The sequence below is a fragment of the Paenibacillus alkalitolerans genome (assembly GCF_016482785.1).
Taxonomy (GTDB): Bacteria; Bacillota; Bacilli; order Paenibacillales; family YIM-B00363; genus Paenibacillus_AE; species Paenibacillus_AE alkalitolerans.
The window spans coordinates 477,764-499,942 of record NZ_JAEMXM010000001.1 but is presented as its reverse complement, the minus strand read 5'-3'; the positions used below and the strand labels follow the sequence as shown (position 1 = coordinate 499,942).

Annotated in this window: 18 protein-coding genes and 2 pseudogenes; all 20 read left to right on the top strand. The window is 47.4% G+C overall.

The window, feature by feature from the left end; translation table 11 throughout:
• The first annotated feature begins 178 nt into the window (after nucleotides 1–178).
• The 20 genes and pseudogenes from JET16_RS02195 to fur all read left to right on the top strand — a co-directional run bounded on the left by JET16_RS02195 (nucleotide 179) and on the right by fur (nucleotide 21,841).
• Nucleotides 179–1,573 carry a glycoside hydrolase family 43 protein gene (locus JET16_RS02195; protein WP_233530939.1) on the top strand — a complete coding sequence of 465 codons (1,395 nt, stop codon included), beginning with the start codon at nucleotides 179–181 and terminating at the stop codon, nucleotides 1,571–1,573.
• Between the two features lie 213 nt (nucleotides 1,574–1,786).
• Nucleotides 1,787–2,572, top strand: a complete 786-nt coding sequence (locus JET16_RS02190) for an alpha/beta hydrolase (protein WP_199613952.1) — start codon at nucleotides 1,787–1,789, stop codon at nucleotides 2,570–2,572.
• A gap of 5 nt (nucleotides 2,573–2,577) precedes the next feature.
• A complete protein-coding gene (locus tag JET16_RS02185) occupies nucleotides 2,578–3,375 on the top strand; it encodes an alpha/beta hydrolase (protein ID WP_233530938.1) in 798 nt (265 codons plus the stop codon).
• A 17-nt stretch (nucleotides 3,376–3,392) separates the two neighbouring features.
• Complete coding sequence (locus tag JET16_RS02180; RefSeq protein WP_199613951.1) at nucleotides 3,393–4,388, top strand: Gfo/Idh/MocA family protein; 996 nt, start codon at nucleotides 3,393–3,395, stop codon at nucleotides 4,386–4,388.
• Between the two features lie 6 nt (nucleotides 4,389–4,394).
• Nucleotides 4,395–5,195 (top strand): polysaccharide deacetylase family protein, encoded by an 801-nt coding sequence (locus JET16_RS02175; protein WP_199613950.1) that lies wholly within the window; start codon nucleotides 4,395–4,397, stop codon nucleotides 5,193–5,195.
• A 118-nt stretch (nucleotides 5,196–5,313) separates the two neighbouring features.
• Nucleotides 5,314–5,829: a TRAP transporter small permease gene (locus JET16_RS02170; protein ID WP_199613949.1), complete on the top strand. Its 516-nt coding sequence runs from the start codon at nucleotides 5,314–5,316 to the stop codon at nucleotides 5,827–5,829.
• On the top strand, nucleotides 5,826–7,121 hold the full coding sequence (locus JET16_RS02165; protein WP_199613948.1) for a TRAP transporter large permease: 1,296 nt from the start codon (nucleotides 5,826–5,828) through the stop codon (nucleotides 7,119–7,121). Before JET16_RS02170 ends, JET16_RS02165 begins: the two co-directional genes overlap by 4 nt.
• A 113-nt stretch (nucleotides 7,122–7,234) precedes the next feature.
• Nucleotides 7,235–8,257, top strand: coding sequence for a TRAP transporter substrate-binding protein (locus JET16_RS02160; RefSeq protein WP_199614263.1), 1,023 nt, complete (start codon nucleotides 7,235–7,237; stop codon nucleotides 8,255–8,257).
• A gap of 67 nt (nucleotides 8,258–8,324) precedes the next feature.
• Nucleotides 8,325–10,148, top strand: coding sequence for a cache domain-containing sensor histidine kinase (locus JET16_RS02155; RefSeq protein WP_199613947.1), 1,824 nt, complete (start codon nucleotides 8,325–8,327; stop codon nucleotides 10,146–10,148).
• Nucleotides 10,149–10,160: 12 nt separating this feature from the next.
• Nucleotides 10,161–10,913 (top strand): response regulator transcription factor, encoded by a 753-nt coding sequence (locus JET16_RS02150; protein ID WP_199613946.1) that lies wholly within the window; start codon nucleotides 10,161–10,163, stop codon nucleotides 10,911–10,913.
• A 420-nt stretch (nucleotides 10,914–11,333) separates the two neighbouring features.
• Nucleotides 11,334–12,320, top strand: coding sequence for a superoxide dismutase (locus tag JET16_RS02145; protein WP_233530937.1), 987 nt, complete (start codon nucleotides 11,334–11,336; stop codon nucleotides 12,318–12,320).
• A gap of 365 nt (nucleotides 12,321–12,685) precedes the next feature.
• On the top strand, nucleotides 12,686–14,410 hold the full coding sequence (locus JET16_RS02140) for a PQQ-dependent sugar dehydrogenase (RefSeq protein ID WP_199613945.1): 1,725 nt from the start codon (nucleotides 12,686–12,688) through the stop codon (nucleotides 14,408–14,410).
• Nucleotides 14,411–14,495: 85 nt separating this feature from the next.
• A complete protein-coding gene (gene eboC / locus JET16_RS02135; RefSeq protein ID WP_199613944.1) occupies nucleotides 14,496–15,374 on the top strand; it encodes a UbiA-like protein EboC in 879 nt (292 codons plus the stop codon).
• Between the two features lie 15 nt (nucleotides 15,375–15,389).
• Nucleotides 15,390–16,727, top strand: a complete 1,338-nt coding sequence (locus tag JET16_RS02130; RefSeq protein WP_199613943.1) for an alkaline phosphatase family protein — start codon at nucleotides 15,390–15,392, stop codon at nucleotides 16,725–16,727.
• Between the two features lie 92 nt (nucleotides 16,728–16,819).
• A complete protein-coding gene (locus tag JET16_RS02125) occupies nucleotides 16,820–17,635 on the top strand; it encodes a TatD family hydrolase (RefSeq protein WP_199613942.1) in 816 nt (271 codons plus the stop codon).
• Nucleotides 17,635–19,164 (top strand): 4-hydroxyphenylacetate 3-hydroxylase family protein, encoded by a 1,530-nt coding sequence (locus JET16_RS02120; protein WP_199613941.1) that lies wholly within the window; start codon nucleotides 17,635–17,637, stop codon nucleotides 19,162–19,164. Before JET16_RS02125 ends, JET16_RS02120 begins: the two co-directional genes overlap by 1 nt.
• 306 nt (nucleotides 19,165–19,470) lie before the next feature.
• A pseudogene (locus tag JET16_RS02115) lies at nucleotides 19,471–20,271 on the top strand (2-hydroxyglutaryl-CoA dehydratase); the annotation flags it as partial.
• A gap of 64 nt (nucleotides 20,272–20,335) precedes the next feature.
• Nucleotides 20,336–20,722: a hypothetical protein gene (locus JET16_RS02110; protein ID WP_199613940.1), complete on the top strand. Its 387-nt coding sequence runs from the start codon at nucleotides 20,336–20,338 to the stop codon at nucleotides 20,720–20,722.
• Between the two features lie 173 nt (nucleotides 20,723–20,895).
• Nucleotides 20,896–21,234: pseudogene (locus JET16_RS02105) on the top strand (ribulose-phosphate 3-epimerase); the annotation flags it as partial.
• 130 nt (nucleotides 21,235–21,364) lie between these two features.
• A complete protein-coding gene (gene fur / locus JET16_RS02100) occupies nucleotides 21,365–21,841 on the top strand; it encodes a ferric iron uptake transcriptional regulator (protein WP_325176583.1) in 477 nt (158 codons plus the stop codon).
• The last annotated feature ends 338 nt before the right edge of the window (nucleotides 21,842–22,179 follow it).

Sequence of the window (22,179 nt, the reverse complement as noted above, 5' to 3'; positions counted from 1 at the left end):
TTCACAACCTGAAAGTTCTCTTCTTATTTATTCTCAAGGGAGTAGATAAAAAAATACGGCAAATTATTTACGTTGAAAAATGGGCCAATAAGCGATAATATATTATGAACATTAGTATATATATTAATTGATATGCATTTATGTTTGCCTCTATGCGAAATGACGAGAGGTGATACACATGAATCGTTACTATCGAATGTTATTCACCTGTCTAGTTCTTCTAATAATAATTGCAACCGGCATCTTTATGAATAGTAGAGGCGATCGATTAGCCGGTCATGTGGAGCCGGATGAAACAATTGCCGATAAGGGGGAAAAGTTAGTGGATACCGCAGCGGATAAGTCAACAATTGCAGAGGAAGTTCGGCTGGATACGGAAGCTTTGATCGTTTACAACATCGATGATGTCCGTGGCCATTTAACACTGCCGACAGAAGGAAATCACGAAACAAGAATTACTTGGAATTCTGAAAATCCCACCGTCATTACAACTACAGGGGAAGTTTCGCGTCCTGCGAGCGGAAGCGGGGATGTCACAGTTACGCTAACGGCAACCATCACCAAAAATGACGTATCCGCAACAAAGAGTTTTCAAGCAAGAGTAAGAGAGCTTCCTAAGGAAGAGGATTATGCAGGATACTTCTTTACTTATTTTATTGGGGATCGCTTCATAAACGGGGAGCAGATCTATTTTGCTTTAAGCGAAGGAAACGATCCTCTGCGCTGGAACGAATTGAACGACGGACAACCGGTCCTGACATCCGAAATAGGCGAGCAAGGACTGAGAGATCCTTTTATTATCCGTTCGCCGGAAGGCGATAAGTTTTACATGATTGCAACCGATCTGAAAATTCACGGCAACGGCGACTGGAACCGGGCGCAAAGAAGTGGCAGCAGATCCATTATGGTCTGGGAATCCAACGACCTTATCCATTGGTCGGAGCAAAGGATGATTCAGGTGGCGCCTGCGGAGGCGGGAAATACATGGGCACCCGAAGTGATCTACGATCATACGACAAACGAGTATGTTGTCTTCTGGGCATCGAATATATTCGAAAATGAAAGTCATACCGGCAATGCCCGCCAAAAAATGTTGTACAGTAAAACCAGAGATTTCTATGTTTTCACGGAACCTCAAGTTTACATGGATTTCGGGTATTCAATCATTGATACGACCATGATTGCCCACGATGGCAAGATATACAGATTCACAAAGGATGAAAGAGACAATTCCGCTTCGACGCCTTATGGAAAGACGGTCTTCCAAGAAGTCGGGAATTCTGTGCTCGACACTAACTTTGAACTGATTAAAGAAGGCGTAGGCAACATGAAGTGGGTGGAAGGTCCGACGATTTTTAAATCCAATACGGAAAATAAATGGTATCTGTTTGTAGACGAGTTCAGCGGCAGAGGCTACGTCCCCCTTGAAACGACCGACCTGAATTCCGGGGAATGGGTGATGTCTTCTTCCTATGAGCTGCCTCCACATCCCCGTCATGGGACGGTAATTCCCATTACAAAAACGGAGTATGATGCCATTTACGCCAAATATGTGGCCGCCGCGAAAACTTGAACAATCGCTCACTTTTACAACATTGTACTTGCAAAAGCCAGCCATTACTCTAAACAGATGGCGGCTTTATTTTTTTGCGTTCCTACATCGTCCGACATAACCAGAGGTTCCTATATCGAATTGTTCTCAGATTGCAGATAATGTAAAGTTAGTATAACTGAAACTACAAATAGAATTGAAGACTTATACACATGCTAGGGGGCTGCTTCGACCATGGCTTGGCTTCATGTACATTATCATTCCGAAGTTCTTCGCATGCCGGTTTCGATGGAGGTATTGCTTCCGCAGCACGTAGCCGGCGGTTGGCGCAGCGTGAACGACCCGGGACCGTACCCGGCATTATACTTGCTTCACGGCATGAGCGACGATCATACCGCTTGGATGCGGAGAACGAGCATCGAGCGCTACGTGGAGGATAAGCCGATCTCAGTCGTTATGCCTGCCGCTCACCTGAGCTGGTATACTGATATGGCGTTCGGACGGGAGTACTTCCGCTTCATTACCGAGGAGCTTCCCGCGTTCTGCGAACGCATGTATCCGATCTCGAGCGCCCGGGAAGACCGCTTTATCGCCGGACTCTCCATGGGAGGTTACGGTGCGATGAAGGCCGCATTGAATGCGCCCGAACGCTACTCCGCCGCCGCATCCTTCTCCGGCGAGATGGATGCGCTTAAGACTTACGACCGATTGCCCTCGCAGTTATCTAGCGATATATTCGGGAGCAGGGAGCGGCTGGAAGGCGGAGTGAACGACCTATTCGCGTCCGCCTCAAGGTTGGCCGCATCGGACGGCCCTCGCCCGAATTTGTATATGTGGTGCGGAACCGAAGACTTCTTACACGAAGAGAACGTCCGTTTCCAACAACATGCGAAATCGCTGGGGCTGCCGCTAGAATATGAGGAAGGCCCGGGCGGCCACAGTTGGCAATGCTGGGATACATGCATCGAACGGACCATCCCTTGGCTGCTGCAGCACCTGTCCGTCGAGGGAGGGAAGTAAGCGCTATGGCATTGATGGAGACTCATTTTTTCTCCGAAGTGTTGGAAATGGAGATGCAGGTGAACGTCATCCTGCCGCAGGAGAAGCGTCCGTACACGGGAGACGGCAAGCTGAAAGTGCTCTGGCTGCTGCACGGCGGCTCGGGCGACCACACTGCGTGGCAGCGAATGAGCCGCATTGAGAGCTATGCGAACCAATACGGTATCGCGGTCGTACTGCCGGGCGTCCTCAACTCCTGTTATACGAACATGGCGCACGGCGGCCGTTTCTTTATTTACATGACCGAGGAGCTGCCGGCGATCCTCCGTCACCTGTTTCCCAGACTCTCTTCCGATCGGGAGGATAACTACATCTCCGGCCTGTCGAACGGCGGCTACGGCTGTTTCCGTATCGGACTGGCCCGTCCGGATCTGTATGCGGCGATCGGCGCATTCTCGGCCGGCGACAAATCCGACATCGCCCTCGTGAACGATGGCTCTGATCGCGCTTACGACCGGATCCTCCTATTCGGGGAGGGTGATATGAAGGAAACGGAGAACGATTTGAAATTTCTGGGGCGTCAAGCACTTGCTAAAGGAACGCCGCTACCTAGGGTGTATCACTCATGCGGCAGCGAGGATCCCTGGCTTCACCTGAATGAGCTCATGCGGGTTTTCTTCGCCGGATTGCCAGGCAATCCGTACGACTATCATTACCGGGAAGCGGAAGGACACGGGCACACTTGGGAGTTTTGGGACGAAGAGATCGTACGTTTTCTTGAATTTCTCGGATTGAGAAAAGGGACTGCCTACATAGGAAGTTAAGTTAGGAGGAATCTCATTTGAAGAAGCATCGCATCGTGCTTATCGGACACGGTGTTATCAGCAAGGCGTATCTGAAAGCGTTCGCATCGATTCCGGAGGCGGAAATCACCGCCGTCGTGGGCCGCAATGCAGAGAAGGCTGCGGCGTTCGCCGCAGAGCACGGCATTCCGGTGAGCGGCACCGACATCGCGGAGACGTCCGCCCGCTCGCAAGCGACTGCAGCCGTGATTTGCACGCCAAACGCTTCCCACTACGATGGCGTTATGGCGGCATCCCGGTCGGGGCTGCATTGTCTTTGCGAGAAACCGCTTCATATCTCGCCGGACAAGCAGCGGGAGATGATCGCCTCCTGCAAGGAACGCGGGGTGCTGCTGGCTGTTTCATACATGAGACGGTTTATTAAGCATATGTGCTACCTGAAGGAGCTCATCGATTCGGGGGCGTTGGGGCGTATCATGTCGGTCGATGTAACGATCAAACATTTTCGGCCTAAGACATATTACGAATCATGGCACGGCACGAAGGAGATTGACGGGGGCGGGCCATTCATCCAACAAGGAAGCCATATTATCGACTTGGCGTTATGGTTGAACGGTGGATATCAAGAAATATTGGACGCAAAAATGTTTCAAGTGTATCACCGTATTGAAACCGAAGATCACGGCTACGCTATTGTGCGGTACGCCAACGGCGCGGTCGGGATGATCGAAGCGTCTACGGCAAGTCTCGGCATGCAGAAGGAAATCATAGAAATTTCCGGCACCCAGGGTACCGTGACTGCGAATTACGATGAAATCTTGACATTCCATATCCCCGGGATGAAGCCACCGACTTTCGACCCAGCCGGATCTGCAAATGAGGAGTTGTTCAAGCAGCTGGCTTCGGATTTTCTTCGGGCGATTGAGCAAGGCCGAAGCCCGTTTATTGACGGGGAATCGGCGGCGGCCGCTACCGAATTTATCAATGCTATATACAAGAAAGCCGGCGAGCCGGTGAGAACGTTCGGAGGGTGAGAAGGGATGAAGCAGATTGTAAAATGTTTTCCCGGAGGCAAGCATAAGGTGCTCACGATGAGCTACGACGATGGAAAGATCGCGGATCGGAAACTGATAGAGATATTTAACCGCTACGGCATCAAAGGAACGTTCCATATCAACTCCGGTCTGCTCGGCGCCGGCGACCGGATCGGAGCGGAAGAGGCGAGCACTCTTTATGCTGGTCACGAAGTGTCGGCGCATACCGTAACTCACCCGACAATCGCGCGCAGCCCGAGGGAACAGTTGATCCACGAAATTATGGAGGACCGGAAAGCACTGGAGCGGTTGACAGGATATACGGTTCGGGGGATGTCATATCCGAACGGTTCTTACAGTCGGGCCATCATGGATTTGCTGCCCCACCTCGGTATCGAATATGCACGAACGGTGAACAGCAGCAGGTCGTTCGCTATGCCGGATCGTCTGCTCGAGTGGAATCCGACGTGTCACCACAATCACGACGTACTGGAGCTCGCAAAGGCGTTCGATGCGCTGCACAAACGGCAGTACCTGTACATGATGTATGTATGGGGCCATAGCTACGAGTTCGATCAGCAAAACAACTGGGACGTTATCGAGCGGTTTTGCGAATTTATCGGCGGCCGGGAGAACATTTGGTACGCAACCAACATCGAAATCGTGGACTATCTTCATGCCTTCGATCGTCTTCAATTTTCCGCGGCATGCGAATTCGTCTATAATCCGTCCGCAATGTCCGTGTGGCTTAGCGTAGGCGGGGAAATCGCAGAGGCGAAAGGCGGGGAGCTTACCCGGCTCGATTAAGTAAGATTAGCGGCATAAAACAAAAATATTACAAATAAAGCACAAAAACGCATCCTGTTTCGGATCGGTGTAAGCCCTTACAATGTGAAGGAGAACATCGTGACAAGGGGGAATGCGAATGAGTGCATTATTTATGAGAGTAAAGGCTGTTGCAGTATGGATCGACCGGGCGATAGAAATATTCGCCGTCAGTGCGGTTGCACTTATGACATTAATTGTGACTTTACAGGTCGTTACCCGGAAAGTGTTTAACTTTGTGTTCTTTTGGTCGGAAGAAATCACATTGCTTCTGCTCATCTGGTTTTCTTTCTTGGGAATCGCAATCGGCTTTCGGGACCGCCTTCATATTGCAATGGATGCCCTTGCGAAGAGGTTTCCCAAGGCGATCAACAGGATGTTGGACGCGCTGATTTCGCTTTGCAACCTCGGATTCGGCCTCTTCCTCATCGTGAACGGTTGGGGGTTCACGATGTTGATGAGCGGAAATACGATGAGCGCGACCGGTTGGTCAAGCAGTGTAATGTATGTCATTATGCCGGTCACCGGAGTCATGATTTGTTTTTACTCCATTCTCCATCTTCTAGGGGTCGACACCGTTCAGCACAAACATCTGGATGAGGGGTTGGGAGAATGAGCACTGCGATTTCCATTATTATTCTTGCCGTAAGCTTTACCGGATTGATTTTGTTGCGGTTCCCAATCGCAATGGTACTTGCCTTAACATCTCTGTTGGTTGCCTTCACGCTGGACTTGCCCCTTGCCGTGATCGGACAGCGGATGGTGCAAGGTATAAATTCCTATTCGCTCTTGGCGATTCCGTTCTTCATTCTGGCCGGGCAGATCATGAGCGAAGGCAGATTGGCAGTCAGGCTTATTAACTTGGCTCAACTAACCGTAGGGGCCATAAGAGGCGGTCTCGCTATGGTCAACTGCGTTGCCTGCATGTTGTTCGGCAACATTAGCGGTTCCGCAGCGGCGGATGCTTCCTCTGTCGGATCCGTTATGATTCCGATGATGAAGAAGAAAAACTACGATGCCGATTTTTCCGTTGCGGTAACTTCCGCGGCTGCGATTCAGGGCGTAGTGATGCCGCCAAGTCATAACATGATTCTGTACGCGCTCGCTGCCGGCGGCGTATCGATTTCCAGTCTGTTTCTCGCGGGAATCGTTCCATGCCTAATCTTGTTGTTCTCATTGATGACGCTATCGTTTTTTATTGCGAAGAAGAGAGGGTATCCGAAGGGAGAGCCGGTAAAGCTCAAAGACGTCCCAAAGATCGTAAGGGATGGCTTTCTCTCCATGTTTACCGCCGTAATTATATTGGGGGGTATCTTTTCCGGTTGGTTCACTGCGACGGAATCGGGTGCGATCGCTTGCGTATACGCCTTTATTCTTACGTTCTTCGTCTATCGCGATCTTCCGATAAGCCATGTGAAGATTATCTTCTTGAAGACGTTCCGAACCGTCGCCATGGTATTGTTTCTAATAGCGGCCTCCAGCGCCTTTGCTTGGGTTTTGACGTATTTGAAAATTCCGGCCCTGCTTACTGAAGGATTGCTAGCGATCTCGGATAACCCGATTATCATATTGCTCATTATTAACGTACTGCTCTTAGTTCTTGGGGCGCCTCTCGATATGGGGCCGCTCATTCTCATTATGACGCCGATCTTGTTCCCGGTGGTAACCGCATTGGGTATGGATCCCGTTCATTTCGGCATCGTGCTCATTCTTAATCTAGGCATCGGGCTCATAACTCCTCCGGTCGGCACCGTTCTGTTTGTCGGGTGCGCCGTAGGCAGGGTGAGCATCGAGGCGGCGACGAAGAGGCTTATACCTTACTTTTGCGTGATGGTTGCTGTGCTGCTGCTTATTACGTACGTACCAGGCATCTCGATGTGGCTTCCGAACCTGGTTAACGGGCACTAACGGAACAAAAATATCACAAAATAATAACAAAATCATACATGGTTCTCTGAATGCGCTTTCAATATACTACAAAATGTAGACGATTAAACCAAGAAAGGGGAAAAGAGCACTTGATGAAAAACATTAACTTGAGCTTTATTGCTATCATTCTCGTGGCGATCCTTGTAAGCGGTTGCGCATCCGGAGGGGGAAACACGCAAACCGGTGAATCGGCGTCCGGCGCGAACGAAGGACCGACGTACACGTTCCGATTGGCGGAGGCGCATCCGGCCGATTATCCGACGACGAAAGGCGATATGAAATTTGCCGAGCTTGTGAAAGAGCGTTCCAACGGGCGTATTACGATCGACGTATTCCCGTCGGCGCAGCTTGGTGAAGAGAAGGCGGTCATTGAACAGGTTCAATTAGGTGCGATTGAATTTACCCGCGTCAGTACAGGCCCGATGGCGGAGTTCAGCAAAAATTTCGGAGTGTTCAGCCTGCCGTACATCTTCGATAACGACGAGCATGTATGGAAGTTCCTTTTAGGCGAATCGGGCATGAGCCTTCTGGACACCCTGCAATCCTCCGGATTGCAAGGATTAGGGTGGTACAGTTCGGGCTCCCGGAGCTTCTATTCCTCCAAACCGTTAACTGGTATCGAGGATTTGAAAGGGAAGAAGATTCGCGTTATCGAAAACAAGTTGAATCTTGCCATTATGGAGGCGCTTGGAGCAAGCGGGACGCCGATGCCGTACGGAGAAGTGTACAGCTCGCTTCAGACCGGAGTGATCGACGCGGCCGAGAACAACTATCCGAGTTATTACTCCAGCAAGCATTATGAAGTCGCTCCTCATTTATTGCTGGACCATCACCAACGGGTTCCGGAAGTGCTGCTCGTATCAAAGACGGTATGGGATAAATTATCCGAGGAAGACCAAGGCATAATCAGACAGGCTGCATTGGATTCAATCGAATACCAGCGCGAAGAATGGGCTAAATATGAGAAAGAATCGGAAGATGCCGTACGCGCAGCCGGAGTGACCATCACGGAAGTTACTGATTTTCAACCTTGGAAAGACGCGGTAAAGCCGGTCATCGACAGCTATCGGGAGGAATACCGCGAGATTCTGGATGCCATTGAAGCTTCTAAATAATCTAAAACACGAGAGATACCCGCAAGGGTTCTCTCCTTTTCTATTCATTCAAAGGGAGCAGTAACACATGAATCGACAGCTCATAACAAAAATAATCCGGAAAATACTGCTTCGCGACCACTCCCTCATGACAAAGTTAACGGTTTACTCCATACTGCTTGTCGTGGTCCCGATGATGCTGGTCGGGATCATCTCCTATCGGGAATCGGCCCGAACGCTCGAAAACGAGGCAAGGCGATACAGCTGGCAAATCATTGAGCAAGTAAAGATCTACGTCGAGGATTATTTTCGCGGCTTCGAGATCAGTACATTGAAAATTGTGAATCATCCGGATACGGTTGCTTTTTTAAAGCTCAAAACATTAGAAGAAGCAAATGACACGGATGTAATACAACCGGTGCGCAACTTGTTGAAAAATTCGGCCTACTCTCAGTCGGATATCATCAACATTACTTTGATTCTTGATCGGATTCAGTCGATTCATTCGACGGTTCAAGAGGACGTATCCACCGTTGACGGGATTGAGCGTGAATACTGGTACAATACAATTCCTGTAACGGGACGTCCGAAGGTATACAGCCGGCTCATCAAGTGGAACGGCAGGGAAGAGCCCGTCATTTCGGTTGTGAAACGGATTGCGAATCCGCAAACATTGCAGCCGTTCGGGATGCTGGTCATCGATGTGAATTATAAGCGCTTGCATGATGTGGCCAGGAAGATCAAGCTTGGCGAAACGGGAAAAGGGTTTTTATTTATGTTGGATGAGAATGGGTATTTTGTGTATCATCCGTACAAGGGCTTAATCGGGACGAAAGCCGACCCTATTATTGTTAACTCGATTCGCAACGAAAAAAGCGGTTCTTTTATAGCAGAAGTGGATGGCGCCAGGAAAATGTTCACGTTCAGCCGAAGCGAGTCGTTGCAATGGCAGGTCGTCACCTCAATACCGTACGATGAATTAATGCGCAGCAGCAGGGAATATATTGGAAAGATGATCTTTGGGACAACGGCGATATTTATGACCCTCGCGCTCATGTTCAGCATCGGGTTGGCCGCAAGCTTGGTAAGACCGATTAAGAGGCTCTACAAATATATGAAAAGAGTTGAAATCGGAGATTTCAAGGGGAAACTGCCCGTGGAGACGGCGGATGAAATCGGCATGCTCTCTATCGGATTTAATACGATGGTGAACCGGCTTTCTCAACTGCTTGACGAAGTATATTTCTCAAAGCTGAAGCAGACGGAGATGCACTTACGGCAGAGGGAAACGGAGCTTAAAATGCTTCAAGCGCAAATCAATCCGCATTTTCTTTATAACTCCTTGGATACGATCCGCGGAATGGCGCTTGAGCACGAAATCGAAAGCATCGGTTCGATGGCGGCCGCGTTAGCCCGGCTTCTGCGGTATAATGTGAAAGAATCCGGCATCACCGTTACGGTTCAGCAAGAGGTCGAGATCGTCGAGGTGTATTTGCGCATTCAGAAATTCCGCTTTGAGGAGAGGCTGGAATACCGTTTCGACGTTCCGGATTGGGCGCTTCGCCAACAGATTTCCAAATTCTCGCTTCAGCCGATCGTCGAAAATTGCATCGTACACGGCATGGAACGAAATCCCGGCAAAACGGTTATTCAATTGTCGGTCAACATGCTGCCGGATCAACTGTTTGAAATACGCATAACCGACAACGGACCTGGCATACCGCCGGAGAAGCTTGAACAGGTGAGACGCCGGTTGGATGAAGAGGAGCCGGCTGAAGAGGTTCATATAGGAATGATGAACGTGCAGCGCCGGATTCGTCATGTGTTCGGGGAACGGTGCGGTTTGAGGATTCGAAGCGTTGAAGGGGAAGGAACGGAGGTAAGCGTCGTACTGCCTTACAATCCGCTATAAGGGGGAATATCGATGATATATCGTCTGCTTCTTGTGGAGGATGAGAAGTGGGTTCGAACCGCGATAAGAAAAGTCATTGAAAAGGTCGAGCTTCCGGTCACTGTCGTGCATGAAGCGTCAAACGGCATGGATGCGTCGGATTGGCTGAAGCTCAACGATGCGGAGCTGGTTCTTACGGATATCCGGATGCCCGTAATGGACGGACTTTCGCTATTGAAAGAAATCAAAGAGAATCAATACAGTGCCGGTGTCGTCATGATCAGCGGGCACGATGATTTCGCCTATGTGCAGAAAGCATTGCGCCATGGCGCATTCGATTACTTATTGAAGCCGGTTGAGAAGGAAGAGCTGGATAGATGCCTTCGCGAATGGATAAGAACGAAAGAACATGCGTCATCGGGGAAAAACGCGTCCTCACATGTTGTAAACATTCAGGAGCTGTCTCCGGTGGACCAGGTCATTCATTTCATCGAATCGAATCGCGCCTACGACATATCTTCAGCAGAAGCTGCGGATCGGATCCACCTTAACCCGAGCTACTTCAGCAAGCTGTTCAAACAAACCAAAGGAATGACCTTCACGGATTACGTCACGGCGATAAGAATGAAGGAAGCGGCCAGACTATTGGAAAATACGTCGTTGCGCGTAACCGAAATTGCCGAGAGATTAGGTTTTACGGACTCGGCCTATTTCACCAATACTTTCAAGAAAGCAACCGGACAGACGCCAAGCAACTATCGGAAAGCTTTGCTGGAGAAAAAATGAAATATTATATAATGTAATGCCCTCCATTTGAGGGAAAAATAAGGAATTATTGAAGCAAGCCTCTGAGCATTACATCGGAATCGGACAGGGATGTTGTGACAGGAGCTCCTGTTATAGAGTATGAGTATCGGCGTTGGCAAACAATGCCGCATACTTCAAGAGGCTGATACGGCGACGTATTGGCGAACCACAATCATCTGTTTGTCAATATGAACCGCCACCGCTTGATCGAGCACAAGAAGGAAAAATTAGTGATCGATCCCGAAAAAAACTTTGCAATGTGCCAGGGTTTTTATGTTGATTTCCTTTTACATCCAACGGGGAATCATATATTTCATATTACATATCTCTGTGCGTGTCAACCAACGAACCCGAGGGCAAATGTCTGCATAGTTTATCAAGGAAAGGAGGAAGCAAATATTGAACAGTTATAACTATACGCATCGAGATCCGATCCAAGCCTGCAAAAGTATTGCGGAATGGTGTTCCCAAGGGATCGATTATGTATCCTTTATAAGACTGTCTCGGAAAGTTCCGGAAGGATGCAAAAATTCGTTGGATTATTGGGAGTATGCCTTTCGGAACTTGGCGGCAAAAGCTGAAAACGTTCTGTGGTCCAATACGACAAGGTATCATCCAAAGAAATTGGCCGAGCTCATTCATCAAAGCCAAATGTTACATCTCGATTTCACTCGTTTTCTCCAAACGAATGCAATTTCTAATCAAAATGATCCCGAATTGCATAAGGAAAAATGGAGAGCCGACAACAACTCAATGAATGCCGTTCCGATCGGAGAGCACACTCTGCCTCCTTTGCCTTACGACTATAACGCGCTGGAACCTTATATCGATGAAAAGACGATGCGGCTTCACCATGACAAACATCACAAAAGCTATGTAGACGGATTAAACAAAGCGGAGAAAATGATGGAGAAGGCACGGAGAACCGGAGATTTTGAACTCATTGCCCACTGGGAACGCGAGGCCGCTTTCAATGGGGCCGGACATTACCTGCATACGATCTTCTGGAACAACATGAGCCCGCAAGGCGGCGGGGAACCGACAGGAAGTTTAAGCGAACAAATTGCGAAAGTTTTTGGCAGTTTCTCTGCGTTTAAGAAACATTTTTCTTCCGCAGCCGAAAAAGTGGAAGCCGTCGGGTGGGCGATTCTCGTCTGGGCGCCGCGGTCTCACCGGCTGGAAATTCTCCAAGCGGAAAAGCATCAAAATTTGTCTCAATGGGACGTCATTCCGCTGCTCGTTCTCGATGTATGGGAACATGCCTACTATCTTAAGTATCAAAACGATAGAAAAGCTTATATTGACGCTTGGTGGAATGTGGTCAATTGGAGCCATGTTAAGGAACGCTTCGAGAAAGCTCGTACAATTACCTGGACTCCTTATTGAACTCAAACAATAAGCAAAAACACTTCTTTTTGCGACGACCAAGAGGCTGTCGATTAATTGCGGACAACAGAGTTTGATCAATTATTAGCGCTGCAACCGAATTAAAAGAGCCTGCTTCAAGAACTTAACTAAAGTCAACAAGTTAATCACGACATATGTCACTTTGTAGGCAAAGATGAACGATAATTTGTACTCCACTTGCTAGTGATGTGTATTTTCCCGGGGAGGAAACGTCCGGCAAAGTATTCGAAAAGTTGAATCTCCTCCCGGAGTTTTTTTGCAGGTAGATGCAAACATAAGGGATAACCCTTTGATCATATAGTTTATGGATGTTGAAACAACTCAGATCAAAGGAGGTTAACTACTTGTTTAATTTCCCGAATAAACTCATCGTTAGAGAAGCAGTTTGGGAAGAAGTAAACGGACAGTTATATCAACGATTTTATAAACTCGTTGGAAACAGCCCACATGTTCCACCTCTGCTGCATATCCAACAACAAAAAAGCCAAATCCTTGAAATGATACTACATTCATTTCAATTTCGTAGACCTGCAACCCCGTTCAGTTCAATAATGAATCATGATGATCCGTACTCACTCTTAAAAGAATTGACAGAAAGGGAAAATGAGCTTTTACAAGTTTATCAATCCTATACTTATTTTTTCTCACAATATCCGCAGTTACTTTCCACGCTTCAACAACTCATACATTTACAAACCAATCAAGTTAATTTATTAATGGGATTAAGGAACCTTTTTACATATGGTAAAGAAGCCCGAATAAGCTCTTCAGATTACTGGCTGCAGCAAGGATTCGAATTGGAGCCGGTTATATCAGGACTAACCTTTCCGACAAGTTTGGTTTTTGATGAAAACCGCGAACTGTATGTTGCCGAATCGGGTTACGCATATGGTCCGGCGTATGCCAAAGGAAGGGTTCTGCGTATCGATAAACACGGAACAACTCATGTATTTGCTTCGGACTTCGAAGGGCCGCTAACCGGCATGTCTTGGTACAGAAACCATTTGTATTTAATTGAGGGAAGTCACGACGGTAAAATATATAAAATCGATCGAAACGGTCACAGAGAAGTAATAATTCGCGGGCTGCGCGGCGGAAGCGACCACTTTACTTCGGAGTTGGTATTTGGTCCGGATAATAAAATGTATTTTTCTGTTGGAACAGTCACTAACTCAGGTGTCGTGGGAGTAGATAACGCATATTACGGATGGCTTGGTCACAGACCGAATTATCACGATATTCCCGCACGAGATCTTAGACTGAAGGGACAAAATTTTACAACGGATAATCCTTTAACAAAATTAAATCCCAATGATAAGGCAACAACCGGCGCATTTCATCCCTTCGGGACTCCAGGCTTTCCTGGGGAGACAATTCGGGGACAAACGTTAGCCAACGGAGTAATTTATCGAGCGAATCCAGATGGGAGCGGGTTAGAGATTATAGCGGATGGCTTTAGGAATATATTTGGATTAGGCTTCGCTCCTGATGGTCGATTATATGCTACCAATAACGGATTTGACTTTCGCGGAAGCCGACCGATCGAGGGAGACTGGGATACTTTTTACGAAATAAATCCCGGTTGGTACGGATGGCCGGACTATGCGAGCGGACTGCCGGTAACCTTACCCTATTTCAAACCGCCTGGACACCCACAACCCGAATTCTTATTATTGGAGCACCCAAGATTAGCGGAACAACCGCTCATTCGATTTAAGCCGCATTCCGCCACACAAAAGTTTGACTTTAGTATCAACGAATCTTTCGCTCCGATAGGTGAAATATTTTTCGCTCAATTAGGCAGTGCTCCTCCAGTGACCACCGCAGAAATGCAACCCGTCGGCTACCGGGTAGTTCGTGCCAATCCCATCACCGGACAAGTACATGACTTCTTGATTAATCTTAAGCCCGGTAAAGGCGGCTCTGGTCCGGAACGTCCTGTGGCAGTACGTTTCTCGCCTGACGGACAAAGTCTTTATGTGGTTGATTTTGGTATGCTCGGGGCTGATGTGGCTACGGCCATTCCATATGCGGAAACAGGTGCAGTATGGCGAATTAGTAAAAAATAAGATGACATACAGATGCATCATAACGAAGAGCCGCGGGATAGGGCTGGAGGTTTCCGCACGGATGAGGAGGTTAGCGTGACCTTTTATGACCAAGTTGAAAGCTTATCTTGAACTCATTCGTTTCCCCAATCTGTTTACAGCAATGGCCGATATAATGGCAGGCGGGTGGATCGCTTACGGTATTTGGAGTCATTTTCACTTCATTCCCCTATTTTCTTTGCTGATTGCAAGCGCCTGCTTTTATGCCATGGGAATAGCGCTAAACGATTACATGGACTACCCGCTCGATAAATTAGAACGGCCTGAACGACCGCTGCCCTCCGGACGTATTGCCCGCTCTAATGCGCTGACGTTAATCTGCATACTGGGAATGAGCGGGCTCGTTATAACTTTTTTCGTCCACTGGGTTAGTTTTTTCATCGCATGTACGCTGGTAGCGTTAATTTGTCTATATGACACTTTTTTAAAAAAACACTATCTTTTCGGACCGATTTGTATGGGATCATGCCGTGGATTGAATCTCTTGCTCGGGATCAGCTTGCTTCCCTCGCAACTGCCAAAGTTTTGGTGGATCTCCTTTATCGGTCTCGTCTATATTTCCGTCGTTACTGCTTTGGCAAGAGGAGAAGTAGGGGATGCTTTATATCCGAAGCGTGTTTGGATGATGAGCTTTGCGATTCTTGTTTGCTCGGTTGCTGTCATGTGCTTAGGCAGAGGGGATACACTGTTGGCGACTTTCATTACCGTATCCGTTTTTTTCCTATGGACGTTCAGAGGGATATATCCTTCTCTAAAAAAACCGGACGCCGTCCATATTCGCAAAGCGGTTGGAACGTGCATTATCGGTTTACCTCTTCTGGATGCAGCGATTGCCACAACTTTCGGCGGAATGACAGCTTGGTTAACCGTGTTCGCTTTTATGCTTATTAGTTATGCGTGGTCGCACGTATTTTCCGTTACATGAGGAGGAGGGAAGGAAATGAATAAACAACATGTACTTGTACTCGATATTGTCAGCCTGCAGCCGAAACATCTGCTTGATCCGGATTTAACCCCCAATATCCAAAAAATTGCGAGCGGTGGTCAGCATATCAAAGTGAGGCCTGTTTTTCCTGCAGTAACCGGAACGGTGCAAGCCACGTACATAACGGGCAAATACCCTTCCGAACATGGAATTATTTGTAATGGACTCCCGGACCGGCAATATAAAGAGATTACAATGTGGAATCAGTATATGGTTCCCATTCAGGGTGAAAAGTTGTGGGATACATTGAAGAAGTCGGACCCGGAAGCCAAAACAGCTGTATTGTTTTGGCAATTCAGCAAACTTAGTACGGCGGATTATGTGGTGACTCCTTCTCCTATTCATTTGGAAAACCGCATGATTCAGTGGTGCACGTCCAAGCCCCACGGATTATATTCGAAACTCCGGGAACAACATGGGGATTTCGATTTACGGACGTTTTGGGGACCTTTAGCGTCGCTGAAATCGAGCGAGTGGATTCTTAAGGCTGCTATTGATGTGTTAGATGAGTATCGACCCCGGTTGTCTCTCGTTTACTTGCCCAATCTGGACTATAACGCGCAAAAATACGGACCGGACAGTACACAAGCGAAGCAATCTATAATTGAGATCGACGGGCTTATCGGCAATCTGATGGAGGAGTTAAACCGCCGGCAGCTTTATGAGAATACGCGTATCGTTTTACTGTCGGAATATGCCTTTAAATCCGTTCAACGCCCGATTTTTATCAACCGGTTTCTGCACAGCAGGGGATACCAGATCATTGACCGCGTAGATGATATGGATTTTATTAATATGGAGTATTCTAGAGCTTTCGCTCTAACGGATCACCAGTTGGCTCATATCTACATTCCAAATTCCGATGATATTCCTGAAGTTAAGAGATCTTTAGAACAATTGCCCGGCATTGCGGAGGTTTGGGGAGAATCGGAGAAGAAGGAGCACCTCATAAATCATGCACGGTCCGGCGAATTGATCGCCATCGCGGAACCGGATAGCTGGTTTGTTTATTATTGGTGGCTAGAGGATGAGCGGGCGCCGGAATTTGCTTACACCGTCGATATTCATCGCAAGCCCGGCTATGATCCGGTTGAACTGTTCTTCGATCCGAAAACTCGCCGCATTCCTCTACAGCCGGAGTTAATTCTCGGCTCGCATGGATTACCGAGCAAAAAGGAAAGCGATAACGTTTCCATGATTGTTTGCGGCAGAGATATCATGTTGCCGAATGAGGTAGAGGCCATCGAAATTCATGACCTGTTACTGCAGTTTTGTTTACATGGAGATAAATAGCACGAAGAAACGGTTCGTTCTAAATAAAAAAACGAGACCGTATATTTTGTAGGGACTGAAAAATTTTAAAAAATGCGATCGGGGTGAACTCAATGAAGTTTTTTGACCCTCATATTCATTGTTATTCCCGTACGACTGATGATTACGAACGAATGAGTTTATCCGGAGTGCAGGCTGTAGTCGAACCCTCCTTCTGGCTCGGAAGCGAGCGCCGTTACCCAGAAACGTATTTTGATTATTTCCAGCATATCCTGAGTTTTGAACCGAAAAGAGCGAAACAATACGGGATCGAGCATTATAGCTGTGTGGCGATGAATCCGAAGGAAGCCAACAACCTGAAAATTGCGCACCAGGTGGTTGACGGCTTCCAAGACTATTTGCGGCATGAGCGGTGTTTGGCTATCGGCGAAGTCGGGTTTGATCTCATCACGGATGCGGAAGAAGAGATTATGCGACGTCAGCTTCATTTAGCGAAAGAATTGAACATGTTGGTGATGGTGCATACTCCCCATCAAAATAAAAGGGCAGGCACCGAGCGTACAATTAAGGTGCTAAAAGAAGTAGGGCTGGATCCCGATCAAGTTTTGATCGACCACAATAATCTAGACACCATTGATCTTTCTGCAGCCTATGGGGGATGGAGCGGAATGACCATTTATCCGACGAAGGTTTCCCCCGAGTTGGCAATTGAAATATTGGATCGGTACGGAATGGAACGAATGCTAATTAATACTGCGGCCGATTGGGGGCCTTCCAACCCGTTGAATGTGGTGATAACGGCTCTGGAAATGAAAAAGAAAGAGTACGGTGAAACAGTAATTCAGCAATTGGTTTGGGATAATCCGGTACGATTTTATAGTCAGTCAGGCAAGTTGAGATTGCAAACGATCGAGAAGGGGGGGCGGTGATGAACGTTCGTAAGCCGATGACAGGAAAGGAGTATTTAAATAGTCTTCAGGATGACCGGGAAATTTGGCTAAATGGCCAGCGTGTAAAGGATATTGCGAACCACCCGGCCTTCCGTAATTCGGCACGTTCCATTGCAAGACTTTACGATGCGCTGCACGACCCTAAATACCATGATGTGTTAACAACAGCAACGGATACAGGTGGAGGCAGCTATACTCATCGGTTTTTTAAAGTGAGCAACACCGCGGAAGAACTGTTGGCCTCCCGGGAAGCGATCGCAAGTTGGGCCCGCCTTACCTATGGTTGGATGGGGCGCACCCCGGATTACAAGGGATCTTTTCTGGGAACTCTTGGCGGTAATCCAGGTTTTTATACACCATATGAGAATAATGCACTCCGTTGGTATCAAGAGGCACAGGAAAGGGTCTTATTTATCAATCACGCCCTCATCAATCCTCCTGTCGACAGACACAAACCGGTGCATGATGTTTCCGATGTGTTTATCAATGTGGAGAAGGAAACGGATGCCGGGATTATAGTTAGCGGCGCGAAAATGGTTGCAACAGGGACTGCCATAACAAATTGTAATTTTGTCGCTCACAACGGTACATTACCTATTCAAAAAGAAGAGTTTGCCCTTGCTTTCTTTGCGGCCCACGATACGCCAGGGGTAAAAATGATCTGCCGGTCATCTTATGAACTGAATGCAGCCGTGACAGGAAGTCCATTCGACAACCCGCTTTCAAGCCGTCTCGATGAAAACGATGCTGTTCTTATTTTTGATAAAGCTTTGATTCCGTGGGAGAATGTATTGGTTTATAGGGACATTGAAAAAGCAAATGACTTCTTCCCGCGTTCCGGATTCGTTAATTTGTTTCTCTTTCATGGCTGTACTCGTTTGGCAGTAAAGCTTGACTTTATTGCCGGGTTGCTTCTGAAAGTTATTGAATCTACCGGAACGAACGAATATCGCGGTGTCAAAGCAAATGTCGGAGAAATGATTGCATGGCGAAATTTGTTTTGGGCGATTAGTACGGCAATGGCAAAGGATCCTGCCCCTGGGCCTAACGGGACTGTTCTTCCAAACGTCGAACATGGAACTGCTTACAGAGTTTTCTCTACTATTGCCTGGACACGTATTCATGAAATTATTGAAAATGTGACAGGCGGCGGGCTAATCGTACAACCTTCCAGCTCGGAGGATTTTAAAAATCCGGATCTTCGCCCATACTTGGAGAGATTTTACCGTGGTTCCAACGGGGTAAACAGCCTTGAGAAGGTCAAGTTGAATAAATTACTTTGGGATGCCGTAGGCAGCGAATTTGGCGGTCGTCATCGATTGTACGAAAGAAACTATACCGGTAATTACGAAGATATTCGCATCCATGCCTTGATGGAAGCAATGAATAATGGTTCTGCCGATGCCTTTAAAGGTATGGTGGAGCAGTGCATGAGTGATTATGACCTCGATGGTTGGACGGATTCAACTTGGATTAATCCATATGATGTCAGTTTCGTGATAAGGTAAGGATACACTAAACCGACTGGCAATGAACAGATAGCCCCATCAAGGTTGTGTTAGAAGTCGGTGCAACAACGGAGCAGCGGGTTTCCTGGTTGTAAAAACCTGTGAAAGGTACAACCTCTTTGAAAAAGAGAGTATCGAGAAATCGATGCTCTCTTTTACGCTTGGCAGTGCCAAACCTCCTTTTTGACAATTCAAAAAACGTTTGTTTAAGGGATAGTTTCAGTTGAGAAAAGGGTTTTGAAAATTTGCAGAGAAAAACAGCTCATTATATAAATAACATTTTCGAAATTTCTTATGTATTTTATTTGGGCGATGACTACCGAAGGGGACGGCAACTACGAGCTGCAGCGGTTTTTGGAAAATGAAGGGGCGGAAGTGGAAGTACAGTCTGTTACGGCTTGGATACTTTACCTCCTTTGGGCGGGGCGGTACGATACATTGAAACGAATGAGCCTTCGTCGAGCCGATTCCGGCAAACACGGCTTACAGGGGAAAAATCCGCATATGCTCCTGCGTATGCTGTGCTTGGCCGACCGTATTCTTCGGGTCATGTTCCAAACATACGCGAGAGTAATCGGCATGCACCAATACCACCTGCCCGACATGGAGGAAATCGCGAAGATAGCCCACGATCATTATAACAACCAGCTTCGCGGCGGAGAGGGTCATATGGAAGTAGGGAAGCTGATCCTGAACGTGAAAAAACGGAAAGTTAATATGACCATCTCCGTCAAGCCGTTCGGATGCATGCCGTCTTCCGGCGTGTCGGACGGAGTACAATCATTGATCACCGAAAAATATCCGGATGCGATTTTCCTCCCCATCGAAACAACGGGAGACGGAGCGATCAATGTATACAGCAGGGTGCAAATGATGTTGTTCAAAGCAAAGCAGACCGCCCAGAAAGAGTTCGAAGAAGCTTTGATGAAGAAGGGGATTACGGCTAAGCATCTTCAGAAATTAAAAAGCCGTTCGAAATTCATTCATCCTTTGCGGACGAGCCGGCACTTTGTCGCTTGCACGGCGGCAAACTTCATATATGATACACGCGGCTTTATGAACAGATTTTCCGTTCGGACCAACTGTGAGGAACTTCAAGGGGTATAGTATGGGATTGTACGCGTACCATTGATATCAATGAATTAATTTTTTGCTCGTTATACTCCGCTGAATGAAGCCCCGGCTGAAACGATTTCAACGAACTACAGACGGTGACAATCGTCTAGGGGAAGGCCCGTATCTAATCGAAATCATGCCTGGGGGCGGCACCGATGGCGGAGCCTTCCATACATCCTTTCGTGGAATACCAACCATGGTCATTGGTGTTCCTGTCCGTTACATTCATAGTCATGTTTCCATCGTGCATCGCGACGATTTGGAAAATGGCGTTAAAGGGGGAACGGAAGTGGGGGAATCCTGGGAAGTAGCATCGTACAAGGAAGGAAACCGGACGATTAGTGTGAGACACAATATGGAAAACGATCGTGTAGATGAGGGTGATTTTCCGGATACAGTATATAGTAAAAAGGGTTTTGGACGAGCTCCCTCAGCGGTATGACTGTGGGAAAACGGCCTTTGTTTTGTCGCACCTCTGCAATGAGCAGTCCATTTCTAAATACTTGGTAAGATCGTTCGGATTCCGATGATGAGGAGGAAGATGAGCTTTATCGGTATGTGCATTCATATAAAGGGTAAGGTTACACAGTGTCTTGACAAGAGGGGCGAAGCTTAATGGTATTAGTCGCTGCATCCATTTTATCAGCCGATTTTTCAAAGCTTGGAGAAGAAATCACCCAAGTTGATAAAAGCGGCGTCAATATGATTCATGTTGATGTAATGGACGGGCGTTTCGTCCCGAACCTTTCCATGGGCTTCCCGATTGTAAAAGCTGTCCGGCAATGCACAGAACTTCCACTCGATGTGCACTTGATGATCCATGAGCCTGAACGATATATTCATCGCTTTGTAAACCTTAAGGTAGATCGCATTTCCGTACATTTCGAGGCTTGCACTCATTTGCATCGAACACTTCAACTGATTAAGGAAAATGGTTTGAAAACAGGTGTAGTTTTTAAGAAAAAATATTACCAGCTACTTTCCATACAAAAAGATTTAACATGAGCACCGTATAGATTATAATAGTTCTAAAAAGCAAACCTGTAACATGTGTTTAGTTTCCATGGGAGGTGTATGTCTCAACGTGACCATATCGAAGCAGCTCGACAAGATCAACCGGGAATTGATCAGCAAAGGCTACAAGCTGACGGCGCAGCGTGAAGCGACCGTCCGCGTATTACTGGAGAATGAACACGAGCATTTAAGCGCCGAAGATGTGTTTATGTTGGTTAAAGAATTTTTCCCCAATATCGGTCTTGCTACGGTATATCGGACTCTGGAGCTGTTAGCCGAGCTGAATGTCGTTGAAAAGATGAACTTCGGCGACGGGGTGGCCCGCTTCGACCTCCGCGGCGAACAGCAAGCGCATATGCACCATCATCTGATTTGTACCGCATGCGGAAAGCTTAAAGAGATCAAAGACGATTGGCTGCTTGAATTGGAGAAACGATTGGAACGCGAGTACGGGTTTAAGGTGACGGATCACCGGCTCGATTTTATGGGTGTGTATGAAGCGTGTAACGGAGACGATTGCAAAAGAGCGTGCAAAGAGGTTTCATAAGTAAATTGTTCAAGACGGCAACTTCTCGGGTATTGCAGAGAAGTTGTTTTTATTTTCGCATTTAAAGTATGAACAACATATAAATAAATGGTCATGTTAAGATGCACTTAGAAAGGAGGTGCATTATGAGCAAGTGTATGAACCCTCATTGCCGGTGTGAAAACTGTCAGTGCGGACCTAACTGCCGATGCGATCACCGAGCTTTCCCTTACCCTACTCCATATCCTGTTCCGTATATCCCGTATTATAAAGATCCGTTGTACTATCCCTCTTTACCGACAAATAAATAATTTATGCTCCAGATCAAAGAAAACCTCTTACTGGCATAGGTATTAATA